General features: G+C 72.0%; 11 protein-coding genes and 1 riboswitch. Of the genes, 3 read left to right on the top strand and 8 right to left on the bottom strand.

Features of this window, described 5'->3' with window-relative positions; translation table 11 throughout:
- Positions 1-81 precede the first annotated feature (81 nt).
- Positions 82-2,787 (top strand): M9 family metallopeptidase, encoded by a 2,706-nt coding sequence (locus ABD323_RS09940; RefSeq protein WP_344440903.1) that lies wholly within the window; start codon positions 82-84, stop codon positions 2,785-2,787.
- 74 nt (positions 2,788-2,861) lie between these two features.
- Here ABD323_RS09940 and ABD323_RS09935 read toward each other — a convergent pair whose 3' ends face one another.
- The 7 genes from ABD323_RS09935 to ABD323_RS09905 all read right to left on the bottom strand — a co-directional run bounded on the left by ABD323_RS09935 (position 2,862) and on the right by ABD323_RS09905 (position 9,891).
- Positions 2,862-3,698, bottom strand: a complete 837-nt coding sequence (locus tag ABD323_RS09935) for a class II fructose-bisphosphate aldolase (RefSeq protein WP_344440902.1) — start codon at positions 3,696-3,698, stop codon at positions 2,862-2,864.
- Positions 3,676-4,611 (bottom strand): 1-phosphofructokinase family hexose kinase, encoded by a 936-nt coding sequence (locus ABD323_RS09930; RefSeq protein WP_344440901.1) that lies wholly within the window; start codon positions 4,609-4,611, stop codon positions 3,676-3,678. The genes ABD323_RS09935 and ABD323_RS09930 overlap by 23 nt, the downstream gene beginning before the upstream one ends.
- Positions 4,608-5,657 carry an ROK family protein gene (locus ABD323_RS09925; protein ID WP_344440900.1) on the bottom strand — a complete coding sequence of 350 codons (1,050 nt, stop codon included), beginning with the start codon at positions 5,655-5,657 and terminating at the stop codon, positions 4,608-4,610. Before ABD323_RS09925 ends, ABD323_RS09930 begins: the two co-directional genes overlap by 4 nt.
- 10 nt (positions 5,658-5,667) lie before the next feature.
- Positions 5,668-6,615 (bottom strand): SIS domain-containing protein, encoded by a 948-nt coding sequence (locus ABD323_RS09920; RefSeq protein WP_344440899.1) that lies wholly within the window; start codon positions 6,613-6,615, stop codon positions 5,668-5,670.
- Positions 6,616-6,703: 88 nt separating this feature from the next.
- Positions 6,704-7,558, bottom strand: coding sequence for a carbohydrate ABC transporter permease (locus ABD323_RS09915; protein ID WP_344440898.1), 855 nt, complete (start codon positions 7,556-7,558; stop codon positions 6,704-6,706).
- Positions 7,558-8,496 (bottom strand): carbohydrate ABC transporter permease, encoded by a 939-nt coding sequence (locus ABD323_RS09910; RefSeq protein ID WP_344440897.1) that lies wholly within the window; start codon positions 8,494-8,496, stop codon positions 7,558-7,560. The genes ABD323_RS09915 and ABD323_RS09910 overlap by 1 nt, the downstream gene beginning before the upstream one ends.
- Positions 8,497-8,616: 120 nt before the next feature.
- Positions 8,617-9,891 (bottom strand): extracellular solute-binding protein, encoded by a 1,275-nt coding sequence (locus ABD323_RS09905; RefSeq protein WP_344440896.1) that lies wholly within the window; start codon positions 9,889-9,891, stop codon positions 8,617-8,619.
- Positions 9,892-10,180: 289 nt separating this feature from the next.
- Here ABD323_RS09905 and ABD323_RS09900 point away from each other — a divergent pair, with 289 nt between their 5' ends.
- A complete protein-coding gene (locus ABD323_RS09900) occupies positions 10,181-10,939 on the top strand; it encodes a DeoR/GlpR family DNA-binding transcription regulator (protein ID WP_344440894.1) in 759 nt (252 codons plus the stop codon).
- 57 nt (positions 10,940-10,996) lie between these two features.
- On the opposite strand, the gene ABD323_RS09895 is transcribed toward ABD323_RS09900, so the two are convergent.
- A complete protein-coding gene (locus ABD323_RS09895) occupies positions 10,997-11,695 on the bottom strand; it encodes a type 1 glutamine amidotransferase domain-containing protein (protein ID WP_344440946.1) in 699 nt (232 codons plus the stop codon).
- A 668-nt stretch (positions 11,696-12,363) separates the two neighbouring features.
- Positions 12,364-12,586: riboswitch (cobalamin riboswitch) on the top strand.
- A gap of 138 nt (positions 12,587-12,724) precedes the next feature.
- On the opposite strand from ABD323_RS09895, the gene metE reads away from it, so the two are divergent.
- Complete coding sequence (gene metE, locus ABD323_RS09890) at positions 12,725-15,067, top strand: 5-methyltetrahydropteroyltriglutamate--homocysteine S-methyltransferase (protein ID WP_344440893.1); 2,343 nt, start codon at positions 12,725-12,727, stop codon at positions 15,065-15,067.
- Positions 15,068-15,090 lie beyond the last annotated feature (23 nt).

Genomic DNA, 15,090 nt, shown 5'->3' with positions numbered 1-15,090 from the left:
AGCAGCTGGGCGCGGTGAGATGTTACATGTCACGCCTCACCCCCACGCGAGGCGTGCCCCCACGTGCACTCAGGAGCATTGATGCGCCATCGATTCGCCCTGCCCAGATTCCTGGCCGCCACGGTGGCGGCCGCCGTCGCGACCGTCGGCCTGCTGGCTGCGCCGGCCTTAGCTGCAGCCGGCCCGAACCCCGCCACGGCGCTTGCCTCCACGGCGCTGAAGTCCCCCGCGGTCCCCGCCAAGTCGGTGAGTGCGCCGCAGTCGCAGTCGCCGCTGGGTGTCAGCACCGGCCACTCCGAGCAGGCCGACGTGCGGAGCCACCCGGTCGACGCCGCCCGCGCGCGCCCGCTCAGCCCGGCGACGCCCACGACGTCCGCGACGTCCACAACCCCCTCGACGTCCGCGAAGCCCACCGCGCACCCGAAGTCCGCGGCCGTCGCGGCGGCCCAGTCCTGCACGCCGGCCGACTTCGGCAGCCGCTCCGGCTCCGCGCTGGTCGCCTACGTCCAGGCCTCGACCACGGACTGCGTCAACACGCTGTTCAACGTCACGGGCACCGACGCGCACAACGTGTTCGCCGAGGCGCAGATGGTCACGGTGGCCAACGCCTTCAGGAGCGGCTCGGCCGCCTACCCCGGCGACAACTCGACCAACCTGTGGCAGCTCGTGCTCTTCCTGCGGGCCGGCTACTACGTCCAGTTCAACCACTCGGCCGACGTCGGGACGTACGGCCCGACCCTCGCCGCCGCCATCGAGGGCGCCTTGGACACCTTCGTGGCCTCCTCGCACTTCATGGACGTCACCGCGGCCAACGGCGACGTCTCGGGTGAGGTCATCGTCCTCACCGACAGCGCCAACGAGCAGGCCCGCTACCTGAACACCTACAAGCGGGTGCTCAACGCCTACAACAGCTCCTACGACGCCTACTTCAGCATGGACGTGGCCGTCAACGACGTCTTCACCCCGATCTTCCGCGGCCACCAGAACCCGGCGTTCGTCAGCGCGGTCACCGCAGACCCGAGCATCATCGACACGCTGGACGCGTTCGCGCTGAACCACCCGGCCGTGCTGAACGGGAGCTGGTTCTACCTGGTCTCCAACGCCGGTACCGAGACCGCCCGTTTCCTCGACACCCCCGCGCTGCAGGCCAAGGTCCGTCCGCTGGTGAAGGGACTGCTGAGCGCCTCGGCGGTCACCGGTAACTCGGCGCCGCTGTGGGTCGGGGTCGCCGGGATGACCGACACCTACGACCAGGGCCAGTGCTCCTCCTACGGCACCTGCAACCTGGCGACCCAGCTCGCGGCGGCCTCGCTGCCGACCACGTACTCCTGCGGCTCGTCCGTGCCGACCATCACGCTGCTGGCCCAGGCGCTGAGCGCCTCCGACCTGGCGGCCGTCTGCACGAGCCTGGTGAACGAGTACCCGTACTTCCACGGCCTGGACAAGGACAACGGCGTCATAGCCGGCCAGTACGAGTCGAAGGTCCGGCTCGCCATCTTCGCGAGCTCCAAGGACTACCAGACGTACTCCAGCTGGATCTTCGGCAACTCCACCAACAACGGTGGCGAGACCCTGACCGGGGACATCACCGACCCCAACAACCAGCCGGTCTCCGTCCAGTACCAGTGGCCCACCGACAACGGGTTCACCGCGCGGGTCTGGAACCTCAACCACGAGTACGCGCACCTCCTGCAGTCCATCTACGACATGAAGGGCACCTTCGAGCAGCAGATCACGGTGCCGGACATCTGGTGGATCGAGGGCCAGGCCGAGTACGTCTCCTACACCTACCGCGGTGTCACCGACACCGAGGCGGTCACCGACGCCAGCCAGCACACGTACGCGCTGAGCACCCTGTTCCAGAGCACGTACGACAACTCCAACACGACCCGCACCTACCCGTGGGGCTACCTCGCGGTGCGGTACATGTTCGAGAAGCACCCGACCGTCACCTCCGCCATGCTGGCCAAGATGCGGGTCGGCGACTACACCGGCGCCTACGCCGTCTACAACGCGATCGGTACCGGCTACGACGCCGACTTCGACGCCTGGCTCGACGCGCTCGCCAACGCCGGCTCGAACGGTCCCGCCACCGCGTGCACCGACCCCGACACCCGCGCCATGGGCCAGAACTGCTACCGCACCAACCAGTCGGCCGCCGCCGGCAACGACGCGGGCCTGTACGTCTACGTGCCGGCCGGGACCGTCACCCTGTCCGTCACCACCACCGGTGGCACCGGCAACGCCGACCTCTACTACAACCCCGACACCTGGGCCAGTCCCACGGCCTACACGGCCAAGTCCACCAACCCGGGCAACGACGACGCCATCACCCTCACCTTCACCAGCGCCACGCCCGGCTACCGGTACATCGACCTGCACGCCACCACCGCGTACAGCGGAGTCACCGTGACCACGCACTACGCGTTCGGCACCGGCGGGGGCGGCGGGACCCTGCCCGCGTGCACCAGCAGCAACCCCCAGGCCATGGACAAGAACTGCTCGCGCGCCAACCAGTCGGCCACCGCCGGCAACAACGACTACCTGTGGGTCTACCTGCCGGCCGGTACCTCGACGCTGACCGTCTCCACCAGTGGCGGCACCGGCAACGCCGACCTCTACTACGACCCCGACACCTGGGCCACCCCGACCACCTACACGGCCAAGTCCACCAACTCCGGTACCAGTGAGAGCATCACCGTCACCAACACCGCTGCCGGATACCGCTACCTGACGCTGCACGCCACCACCGACTTCAGTGGTGTCACGGTGTCCACGCGGTACTGACGCCGCACCGGCTGCCGGACGGAGCGCGGCAGCCGACGGGCAAGCCCGGGGCACCCCAGCCGGCCGGTGGTCCGTCAGTTTCCGGCCAGGACCAGCAGCAGGCGGGCCACCTCGGCCGCGACGGCCTCGCGGGCCGGGCCGAGGTACTTGCGGGTGTCGGCGACCTCGGCGTGGGCGTCCAGGTAGCCGCGGACGGCCTGGGTGAACGTCTTGTTGAGGTGGGTGGAGATGTTGACCTTCGTCATGCCCGCCGCGACGGCCCGGGCCAGGTCGGCGTCACCGACACCGGACGAGCCGTGCAGGACCAGCGGGACCGGAACGGCCGCGCGCAGCCGGGAGATCAGCTCGAAGTCCAGGACGGCGTCGCGCGTCAGCATGGTGTGCGAGCTGCCGACGGCGACCGCGAGGGCGTCCACCCCCGTCGCGGCGACGAACGCGCCGGCCTCCTCGGGGTCGGTGCGCACCCCGGGCGCGTGCGCGCCGTCCTTGCCGCCGACCTCGCCGAGTTCGGCCTCGACCCGCACGCCCCGGCTGTGGCAGTAGGCGGTGACGTCGCGGGTGGTGGCGACGTTCTCCGCGTAGGGGAGCCTGGCGGCGTCGAACATCACCGAGGTGAAGCCCAGTTCGACGGCCTCGCGGACCAGCTCGACCGATTCGGCGTGGTCGAGGTGGACCGCCACGGGCACCCGCGCGGCCCGGGCGATGGCGAGAGCGGCGAGGGCGATCGGCTCCAGGGCGCCGTGGTAGCGGGCGGTGTTCTCGCTGATCTGCAGGATCACCGGCCGCCCGGCGGCCTCGGCGCCGGCCACGATGGCCTGGGCGTGCTCGAGTTGTACGACGTTGAACGCGCCGACACCGGTGTTGCTCTCGGTGGCGGATCGGGTGATCTCATCGGTCGGTATGAGCGTCATGGACGTCCTCCACGGTGACGGTGGTGCGGAATCGGTGGTAGAGGTCGGCGTCGAAGTCGCCGGCGACCGGGCAGGGCACGGCGGCGGCCGACAGGGCCACCGCCTCGCGCAGGGTGTCCGGCCACGGCGTGCCGGAGGCGAGTCCGGCGGCGAGCGCCGCGACGCACGCGTCGCCCGCGCCGGTGGGGTTGCCGCTGAGCCGCTCGGGCGGCGTGGCGCGCCAACTGGCCTGCGGCGTCAGGGCGTACAGCCCGTCCGGCCCGCAGGAGACGACCACCGCGCGGGCCCCGAGAGCGCGCAGTTCGGCGGCCGCGGCCGCGATGTCCCGGTGGCCGGTGACGGCGGCGAGTTCGGCGGCGTTGGGCTTGATCACGTCCGGCCCGGCGCTGAGCGCGGCGAGCAGCGGGGGGCCGCTGGTGTCCAGGACGGTGGCGGCCCCGGCCGCCGCGGCCAGCGTGACGAGCTGCCCGTAGGCGTCGGGCGGCAGGCCGGGCGGGAGGCTGCCGCAGAGCACGACGACGGCGGCGTGGCGGATCAACTGGGCGTACCAGGCGGTGAAGTCGGCCCAGTCGGCCGGCTGGACCCGCGGCCCGCTCTGGTTGAAGACGGTGGCGTCACCGTCCTCGCGCGAGACGACGGTGACGGTGCGCCGGGAGTCGCCCGCGATGGGCAGCAACTCGTCCCGCAGGCCCGCCGCGCGCAGTTCGGCGCGCAGCACGGTGCCCGTCGGTCCGCCCGCGAGGCCGGTCACGGTGGTCGGCCGGCCGAGTGCGGCGAGCACGCGCGAGACGTTGACGCCCTTGCCGCCGGCCCGTTCGTGCACGGTGTCCACGCGGTGCGAGGCGCGCGGGACCAGGCGGTCGACGAAGTAGGTGACGTCCAGGGCGGCGTTGAGGGTGACGGTGAGGATCACCGGGTCGCACCTCCCGTCAGCTCGCGGGGGAGGGTCGCGTCGGTGAGCGCGTGCCAGGCGTGCAGCCCGGCGCCCAGGCAGCCGGCCTCGTCGCCGAGCGCGGCCCGCACCACGGCCGGCTGTCGCTGAAAGGTCAGCCGTTCGGCCAGCGCCGCCCGCACCGGGGTGAGCAGCAGCTCGCCGGCCTCGGCCAGGCCGCCACCGAGCACGATCAGCTCGGGGGCGAGGAGCGTGGTGGCGATGGCGAGCGCGTCGGCCAGGGCCTCGGTCGCGCGCCGCCAGACCGCCTCGGCGTTCGGATCGCCCAGGGCGAGCAGCGCCGCGACCTGGTCGGCGCCGTCGACGGAGCGCCCGGAGCGGGCGGTGAAGGCACCGGCGACGGCGGCGGCGGAGGCCACGGTCTCCAGGCAGCCGCGTGCGCCGCAGCCGCAGGGCGCGCCGTCGGGCTCGACCACCAGGTGGCCCAGCTCGCCGGCGTGGCCGCCGGCCCGCACGGGGCGTCCGTCGCTGATCACGGCGGCGGCGATGCCGGTGCCGATGGCGACGAAGAGCACGTCGCGGGCGCCGCGCGCGGCTCCCAGCTCGGCCTCGGCCGACCCGCAGGCCCGCACGTCGTGCCCCAGGGTGACCGGTAGGCCGCAGCGCTGTTCGAGCAGGGCGCGCATCGGCAGGTCCCGCCAGCCGAGGTTGGCCGAGAAGACCGCGCGGGCGCGCTCCTCGTCGACGATGCCGGGAACCACGACCCCCGCCCGAAGGACCGTCACCCCCTGCTCGCCGGCGCGCCGGGACAGCAGCTCCAGGGTGGCGGCGATCGCGTCCACCACCGCGTCCGGGCCGGCGTCGCGGGGCGTGGGGCGGCGCAGGGTGGCCAGCGGCCGCAGGTCCCGGTCCAGCAGCGCGCCCTTCATGCCGGTGCCGCCGACGTCGAGGGCGATCACGCACGGGTCGGGCTCGCGCGTGCCGGGCTCGCGCGTGTCGTGCACCGCGGCCGCTTCGCGCGTCTCGTGCACCGCGCCCGTCCCGTGCACCTTGTGCATCTCGTGCATCCCGTGCGCCTCAGGCAAGGGAGTCCTCCAGGACGACCGAGCGGGTGAGGTTGCGCGGGCGGTCCGGGTCGTAGCCGCGGGCCTCGGCGACCGCGACCGCCAGGCGCTGCGCCCGGACCAGGTCCGCGAGCGGGTCCAGGCCCCCGGAGGCGTGCTGCGACTCGGCGACCAGCGTGCCGCCGACCCGCGCGACGTCGCCGGCCAGCCCGGTCGGCAGCGTCCCGAACACCCACGCCACCCGGCCGGGACCGGTGATGCTGATCGGTCCGTGCCGGTACTCCATGGCCGGGTACGCCTCGGTCCACGCGCCGGCGGCCTCGCGCATCTTGAGCCCGGCCTCCAGCGCCAGCCCGTACGTCCAGCCGGTGCCGAGGAAGGTGAACTGCTCGGCGCCGCGCACCTCTTCGGCCAGTGGCACGGTGACGGCGAGCTCGGCGTCCTCGGCCGCCCGGGCGAGCGTGGGCACCCCCACGGGCAGGGCGCCCTCGGCCTCCAACTGGGCGCGCAGCAGGGCGAGCACGGTGGTGGCGAAGCGGGTCTGGACCACCGACTCCTCGTCGGCGAAGTCCAGCACGGCCACCGCGTCGGCCGCCGTCATCACCGGTGTCGCCGGATCGGCGGTGACGGCGCTGGTGGCCACCGTGCCGCGGACCCGGCCGAGCAGGTCCAGGACCTCGGTGGTGGTGCCCGAGCGGGTGATCGCCAGGACGCGGTCGTAGTCGCGCACGCCGGGGAACTCGGAGGCGGCGAAGGCGTCGGTGCGACCGTGGCCGCCGCTCTCGCGCAGCACCGCGTAGGACTGGGCCATGAACCAGGAGGTGCCGCAGCCGACGACGGCGACGCTCTCGCCCCGGCGCGGCAGCGCCGCGAGGTGCTGGGGCAGCGTGGCGGCGGCCCGGCGCCAGCAGTCGGGCTGGGAGGCGATTTCGACGGCGGTGCGGGACGGCGTGCTGGGCATGCGCGAGCTCCTTCGGAGCGGAGAGTGCGGGAGCGGGAGCGGGAGTTGGGGCCGGGGTGCGGGGCCGGGTGCGGGCCCGGCCGGGTGGCTACTTCACGGAACCGGCGGTCAGCCCGGAGACGACCTGGCGTTCGATGAAGGCGAACAGCACGACGACCGGGAGGATGGCGATGACGGATCCGGCGAACAGGTAGTTCCACTGCACGGTGTAGTTGCCGATGAAGCTGTTGATGCCGACCGTGAGCGGCTGGCTGCTCGGGACCGTCGAGAGGGTCAGGCCCATCACGAACTCGTTCCAGGCCGAGATGAAGGTGAAGATGACGGCCGTGACCACGCCCGGCATGGCCAGCGGCAGGACGACGCGGCGCAGCGCGCCCAGCCGGCCGAGGCCGTCGATCATCGCGGCCTCCTCCAACTCCACCGGTATGGAACCGATGTAGGCGGTGAGGATCCAGATCGCGAACGCCAGGTTGAAGGCGGCGTTGCACAGGATCAGCGTCCAGACGGAGTTGAGCATGTCCAGCTGGAAGAACTCGCGGTACAGGCCGACCAGCAGCGAGGTCGGCTGGAACATCTGGGTGACCAGCACGAGCAGCAGGAAGTACTTGCGGCCGCGGTACCTGATCCGCGCGGTGTAGTACGCGGCGGGCAGCGCGACCAGCAGGGCCAGCAGCGTGGAGCCGCCGGCGACCAGGAGCGTCACCTGGAGGTTGTCGCCCAGGGTGGACTCGCGCCACACGTCGATGAAGTTGGACCAGGCGAAGTGCCGGGGCAGGTAGCTCGCGTCGCGCAGTTCGTCGGCGGGCCGCAGCGCGGTGATCACCATCTCGCCGTACGGCAGCAGGAAGAGTGCGGCGAGCAGCCAGGCGGCGGCGGTGATGACCAGGGTGCGCGGTCGCAGCCGGCGCGGGGCGGGCCCGGTGGTGAATGTCTGACGGTTCATCAGCTCTCTTCCTCGTTCCAGCGGCTGACCTTGAGGAAGACCAGCACCATCAGCACGACCAGCGCGAAGTTGACCACCGACATGGCCGCGGACTCGCCGATGTCGGTGTCCTTCAGCTGGTACATGAAGACCGTCGTGGTGGCCGTGGCGCTGCTCGGGCCGCCCTGGGTCATCCCCCAGATGATCGGGAAGGAGTTGAAGACGTTGATCAGGTTGATCACCACGCCGACCAGGAAGGCCGGACGCAGCAGCGGCAGGGTGATCTTGCGGTAGGTCTGCCAGGTGGAGGCGCCGTCGACCCGCGCGGCCTCGTACACCTCGCCGGGGACGGTCTGCAGTCCGGCCAGCAGGGTGTAGGTGGTGAAGGGCAGCGAGACGAAGACCGCCACGACCATCATCCACGGCCAGGCGGTGGTGGGGGAGCCGAGCCAGTCCTTGGGGCCGTCGATCAGTCCGAGGTCGGTCATCGCCGTGTTGAGCACGCCGGCGGTCTGGTTGAGCATCCACTTGAAGCCGATGGCGGTCATCAGGACGGACGCGGCCCAGGGGGCGATCAGGGCCCAGCGGGTGAGCCGGCGGCCGGGGAACTGCTGGTTGAACAGCTGGGCCAGGGCCAGCGACAGCAGCATCGTCAGGGCGACGACGACCACCGTCCAGATCACGGTGGAGACCAGCACGTGGCCGAGGTCGGTCTCGCCGAAGAGCTTGCGGTACTTGTCCAGGCCCGCCGAGCCGCGGACGAACCCGCTGCTGCTGATCCGCAGGAAGGAGGTGTGGACCATCTCGTAGACGGGCCAGAGCACGACGAGCAGGATCAGCAGGACCGCCGGAGCGATCCAGGGCAGCGGACCGAGCCGTTCGAGGCCGGGCCGCCGGGGGGCCGCTGCGGCCGTCGTCGGCCCGGCGGCGGCGTCGGGGGCGGCGGTGGTGTGGGACACGGGTGGTGCCTTCCGTGTGTGTGCGGCAGTGCCTGCCGCAGGGCTGGCGACATGCGAACGGGCCGCGGGTGGGGGGAGAGCCGGGCGCTGGTCGGCCGCTCCCCTCGCCTGCGTCCGGGGCTACTTGTCGGCGGCCGCGGCCTGGGCCTTCTTCTGCAGGTCGCCGAGGACCTGGGCGGGGTCGCCGGAGACGGCGGTGCCGACGCTCTTCTTGATCTCGGCGGAGACGGCGTCCCAACTGGTGTCGCCCAGCGGGTAGAAGGAGGCGCCGGGGAGCAGGGCGAAGAAGGGCTCGAGGTCCTTGTGCTTGCCGCTGCTGGTCATGTCGGCGAGGGTGTCCTTGGTGACCGGCATCAGGTTGTAGGTCTCGTCGAACTTCTCGGTGTTCTCCTTGGAGTACGCGAAGTCGAGGAAGGCCCTGATCTGGTCCTTGTGGCCGTTCTTGTTGAAGGCCATCATCCAGTCGGCCACGCCCAGCGTGGACTTGAGCGCGCCGCTCTTGCCGGGGATCGGAGCCACGCCGTAGTCGACCTTGCCGTCCGTCGACATCTGGATCAGCGAGGGGTGGCCGTTGAGCATGGCGGCCTTGCCGGCGGCGAAGTCCGCGAAGGCGGTCTTGCGGTCGGTGGTGGCGGGGTTGGCGTAGGTCAGGCCCGGGTCGACCAGGTTGCTCTTGAGCCAGGAGAAGGTGTCCACGTTCGCCTGGCTGTTGAGCGCGTACTTGCCCGACGTGTCGGTGACGCCACCGCCGTTGCCCAGCTCCCACATCATGCTCTCGCCCTGCGCCTCCTCGGGGCCCAGCGGCAGGGCGTAGGGGGTGACGCCGGGGACCTTGGACTTGATCAGCGCGGCATCGGCCCTGACGTCGTCCCAGGTCTGCGGCGGGGCGGCGATGCCGGCCTGGGCGAATATCGCCTTGTTGTAGAAGAAGGCGCGGGCCGAGGAGACGAACGGGATGCCGTACTGGGTGCCGCCGACCTGGCCGGCCTTGGCGAAGGTGTCGATGAAGCCGGCCTGGGTGCTGGGGGAGAGCACGTCGGTGGCGGGGTAGAGCAGCTTGTCGGCGACCTTGTCGGCGTAGCCGCCGGTCTGCAGGACGTCCGGCACGTTGCCGCTCTGGATCATCGTCTTGACCTGCTTGTCGATGTCGTTCCAGTTGATCACCTGGACGTCGACCTTGATCTTCGGGTTGGCGGCCTCGAAGCCCTTCACCACGTCGTTCCAGTAGACCGTGGAGCTGTTGGACGCCTTGTCGCCGTAGTCGGCCGCCACCAGCTTGAGGGTCACCGGACCACTCGCGGAGCCGCTGGAGCTGCCGCCGCCGCTGCCGCACGCGGTCAGGGTGAGGGTGCCGATCGCACAGACCGCCGCAAGGCCGAGCACACGCTTGTTCACTGCAGATACCGCCTTCGCACCATCGGACCCGCGCCTGAACCGGGTCCGCTCCGGGATGCTCAGGTCCGGCGGCCCCGCCACTCTGCGTCGACTTGGCGCTCGTGTGCGTGGAAGTGCTCAGACCTGGCCTGTTTCGAGCAGTTCCGAAAGGAAAGCTGCTGCGCCGCGAAGTATTCACGAGCCGGACTCCCAGGTCCAGACGCTGTTACTGGACTGTTGTGATCCGACGGCCTGGTCTTCCTGGTCGGTGGGTGTGTCCCCGAGCGGCGGCGGGGGCTACACTCCCGCCATGCTCAAAGCTGATCGAACCGTGCGCATTCTTGACCACGTCGCCACCGAGGGAAGTGCCGATGTGCACGCGCTGGCCGACCTGCTGGGCGTGTCAGGGGCGACGATCCGCCGCGATCTGCAGGCCCTGCACGAGCAGGGGCTGCTGCAGCGCACCCGCGGCGGCGCGGTGACCGGCGCCGTCAACCTGGAACTGCCGCTGCGCCACCGGGCCGGACGGCAGCAGGCGGAGAAGCGGCGGATCGCCCTCGCCGCCGCCCGGCTCGTCCCGGACGGCGCGGTGGTGGGCATGACGGGAGGCACCACCGTCACCGAGATCGCCCGGGTCCTGGCCGAACGCAGCGGCATCACCGTGGTCACCAACGCGGTCAACATCGCCGCCGACCTCATCGTGCGGCCCGACATCCGTCTGGTGGTCGTCGGCGGCAACGCCCGCACGGCCAGCTACGAACTGGTGGGGCCGGCCGCCGAGCGGATGCTCGCCCAGTACCACCTGGACATCGCCTTCATCGGCGTGGACGGCCTGACCGCCACCGAGGGCTGCACCACCCACGACGAGATGGAGGCCCACACCGACCGGGCCTTCCTGCGCAGCAGCGCCCGCTCGGTCGTCGTGGCGGACAACACCAAGATCGGCCGGGTGACCTTTGCCGAGATCTGCCCGCTCGCCGACGTCGACGACCTGGTCACCGACGACGCCCTCGACGCGGCGCAGGAGAGCGCCATCACCGCGCGCGGGCCGCGGGTGCTGCGCGCCTGAACCGCGCCTGTACCGCGCCGGGAACGCGGCGGGAACGCGCCGGGAGTGTGCGACCCGTCAGGCCAGCATCTTCAGCAGCTCGGCCGCGAGCGGGGCGGCGGAGGCGGGGTTCTGGCCGGTGACCAGGTTGCCGTCGACGACGACGTGCGGAGCCCAGGGCTCGCCCTCCTGGAAGTCGGCGCCGAGTTCGACCAGGCGGTCCTGCAGCAGCCAGCGGGCCTTGTCGGCCAGGCCCGCCTGGATCTCCTCGGTGTTGCTGAAGCCGGTCAGCCTGCGGCCGGCGAACGGCGAGCCGCCGTCGGCGTCGCGGGCGGCCAGCAGTGCGGCGGGGCCGTGGCAGACCACGCCCAGCGGCAGGCCGGAGGTAAGCGCCTCGGTCAGCAGCCGCCCGGAGTTCGCGTCGAGGGCCAGGTCCTCCATCGGACCGTGGCCGCCGGGGTAGAAGACGGCGTCGTAGTCGTCCAGGCCGACGTCCTCCAGCCTGACGGGCCGCTGGAGTTCGGCGATCGAGGCGAGGCCGTCCGCGACCTTCCTGGCGCCCTCCTCCCCGCCGTTGAACTGCGGGGCGAGACTGGCCCGGTCGACGGTGGGGACCACGCCGCCGGGAGTCGCGACGACGATCCGGTGGCCCGCCGCCGTGAACGCCTCGTACGGGGCGAGGGCCTCCTCCGCCCAGAAGCCGGTCGGGTGCTTGGTGCCGTCGGCCAGCGTCCAGTGGTCGGCGCCGGTCATCACGAAAAGGATCTTCTTGGCCATGGTGGTGGTCCGCTCCGGGGGTGGTGGTTGGTTCCACGCTCCGACGCCCTGGATCCAGGACGCCGGCGTGCTCATGGCCTCGACGGTAGACCCGGTCAAGTTCCGGCCACCGGGGGAAACGCCGACGGCCGGCGAAGCCGGGAGCCGACGGAATGTCATCGTGCGGGGCCGCGTGGGCATCCCGCCGGGCGGGCCGGGTATCCCGCTCCGTTGACGCTTCGCGACCGACTCTGGTCAGATGAGCCGATTTCAAACCTTCAGCAGCCAGGGGAAGCCGGTTAAAATCCGGCGCTGACCCGCAACCGTAGGTCCACCGCGAGGTGGACGAGTCGGATTACCTGCGCTGAAGCCGCGTCACCACGAGCGCCGTCGAGGTCTACGGCGCGGTTCGCTCGGCAAGGAGGCCCTGCTCGCCGAGATCACCGGCTACGACCCGCACGCCTTCGGCGGTCACGACCTGGTCGCCGCCCTGGACCAGGCCGTCTGCACCCGGGCCAGTACCGCCCCGGACCCCAGCTGCGCGGCGGCCGGCAACTACACCTATGCGGCAGCGCGCGTGCGGACGGCCGGCGCCCGGGGGCCGGTGTCGCGGGTGGACCGCGGCTCGCATGCTGATCGATTCTCATCCGTCATGCGGACGATTTCCGGCGGCGCGGCCCCGATGGGCCTAGGCTGTGACTCGCAGTCGGTTCGCCCTGTCCGCCAGGCAGGTGCGTCGTAAGAGGGAACCCGGTGGGAATCCGGGACTGCCCCGCAGCGGTGAGTGGGAACGACCGCCGTCACATGCACTGGGCCCCAGCAGGGGCCCGGGAAGCGACGGCCAGTAGGGGTCCGCCTTCACAGGTGGACGCGCCCGCGAGTCCGAAGACCTGCCACTGCCCGCGTGCACCTCGCACGCGGTGATCTCGGTGACCTCGAGGGCGGGTCGGCGGAGCGGGCGGGCCCATCCTGGCGCCGTGCCCGCGCTGTCGTACGTTCACGGCTTCGTGCTCTCCCGGGATCGCAACGCGACTCGCGAAGGAGAGTTCCGTGTCAACGAGTTCCACCACCAGTGCGACCGACGGCCCCGCGACGACCACCGCCGCGCAGACGACCGTGTACGGCTACCCGCGGCAGGGCCCCCACCGTGAACTGAAGAGGGCGATCGAGGGCTACTGGGCCGGCAGGGTGAGCGCCGCCGACCTGCGGACCACCGCCGAGGGCCTTCGCCGCGCCACCTGGCGCCAACTCGCCGACGCCGGTGTCACCGAGCTCCCCACCGGCGACTTCTCGCTCTACGACCACATGCTGGACGCCACGGTCGCCGTCGGGGCGATCCCGCCGCGCCACCGCGCCGCCGTCCAGGCCGACCCGCTGGCCGGCTACTTCGCGATGGCCCGCGGCACCCAGGACCTGGCGCCGCTGGAGATGACCAAGTGGTTCGACACCAACTACCACTACCTCGTCCCCGAGTTGGGACCCGAGACGGTCTTCGCCGCGAACTCCGCCAAGGCGGTCGGCGAGCTCCGCGAGGCCCTCGCGCTGGGCCACCGGGCCCGTCCGGTGCTGGTCGGCCCGCTGACCTACCTGCTGCTCGCCAAGCCAGCCCCGGACGTCGCCGCCGACTTCCAGCCGATCACCCTGCTGGACCGGCTGCTGCCCGTCTACGCCGAACTCCTCGCCGACCTGCGCGCCGCCGGCGCCGAGTGGGTCCAACTCGACGAGCCCGCCCTGGTCCAGGACCGCACGCCCGCCGAACTGAACGCCGCCGCCCGCCTCTACCGCGAACTGGGCGCCCTCACCGACCGCCCGAAACTGCTGGTCGCCACCTACTTCGACCGGGCCGGTGAGGCACTCAAGGTGCTGGCCAAGGCCCCGATCGACGGTGTCGGCCTGGACTTCACCGGCCCCGGCGCCGCCAACCTCTTCGACCTCGCGGCCGTCGGCGGCCTGCCCGGCAAGCGGCTGATCGCCGGCGTGGTCGAGGGCCGCAACGTCTGGATCAACGACCTGGAGAAGTCCCTCACCACCCTGGCCACCCTGCTGGGCCTGGCCGGCCGCGTCGACGTCGCCCCCTCCTGCTCCCTGCTGCACGTCCCGCTCGACGCCGGCGCCGAGCGCGACCTCGACCCGCAGGTCGCCCGCTGGCTCGCCTTCGCCCGCCAGAAGACCACCGAGATCACCGCCCTCGCCCGCGGCCTGCGCGAGGGCACCCACGCCATCACCGCCGAACTCGCCGCCAACCGCGCCGACCTGGCCTCCCGCGCCGCCTCCGCCCTGACCCACGACCCCGCCGTCCGCGCCCGCACCGCCGCCACCACCGCCGACGACGCCCGCCGCGCCCAGCCCTACCCCGACCGCGCCCGGGCCCAACGCGCCCGCCTCGCCCTGCCGTTGCTGCCGACCACCACCATCGGCTCCTTCCCGCAGACCACCGACCTGCGCACCGCCCGCGCCGACCTGCGCGCCGGCCGGATCGACGAGGACACCTACCAGGAGACGATGCGCGCCGAGGTCGCCGAGGTCATCGCCTACCAGGAGAAGGCCGGCATCGACGTCCTGGTGCACGGCGAGCCCGAACGCAACGACATGGTCCAGTACTTCGCCGAACAGCTCACCGGCTACCTGGCCACCCAGCAGGGCTGGGTGCAGTCCTACGGCACCCGCTACGTGCGCCCGCCGGTCCTCGCCGGCGACATCTCCCGCCCGCACCCGATGGCCGTCCGCTGGTTCCGCTACGCCCAGGACCTCACCGACCGCCCGGTCAAGGGCATGCTCACCGGCCCGGTCACCATGCTCGCCTGGTCCTTCGTCCGCGACGACCAGCCGCTCGCCGACACCGCCCGCCAGGTCGCCCTCGCCCTGCGCGACGAGGTCCAGGACCTGGAAGCGGCCGGCGCCGCCGTCATCCAGGTCGACGAACCCGCCCTGCGCGAAACCCTGCCGCTGCGCGCCGCCGACCGCCCCGGCTACCTGGACTGGGCCACCGAGGCCTTCCGCCTCAGCACCTCGGGCGTGCGCGCGGACACCCAGATCCACACCCACATGTGCTACGCCGAGTTCGGCGCGATCATGACCGCCATCGACGAACTCGACGCCGACGTCATCTCCCTGGAGGCCGCCCGCTCGCACATGCAGGTCGCCCACGAGCTCGCCGAGGCCGGCTACCCCCGCGAGGTGGGACCCGGCGTCTACGACATCCACTCCCCGCGCGTGCCGAGCACCGAGGAGGCCGCCGACCTCCTGCGCGCCGGCCTGGCCGCGATCCCCGCCGAACGCCTCTGGGTCAACCCCGACTGCGGCCTCAAGACCCGCGGCTGGCCCGAGACCCGCGCCTCACTCGACCACCTGGTCGCCGCCGCCCACACGGTCCGCGCGGAACTCACCGACTGACACCGGCAGTCCCGGGGCGGGCG

Origin of the sequence: Kitasatospora nipponensis, from assembly GCF_039528135.1 — a bacterium.
In the GTDB taxonomy this organism is placed as follows: Bacteria; Actinomycetota; Actinomycetes; order Streptomycetales; family Streptomycetaceae; genus Kitasatospora; species Kitasatospora nipponensis.
This window is presented reverse-complemented; position numbering and strand designations above follow the sequence as displayed.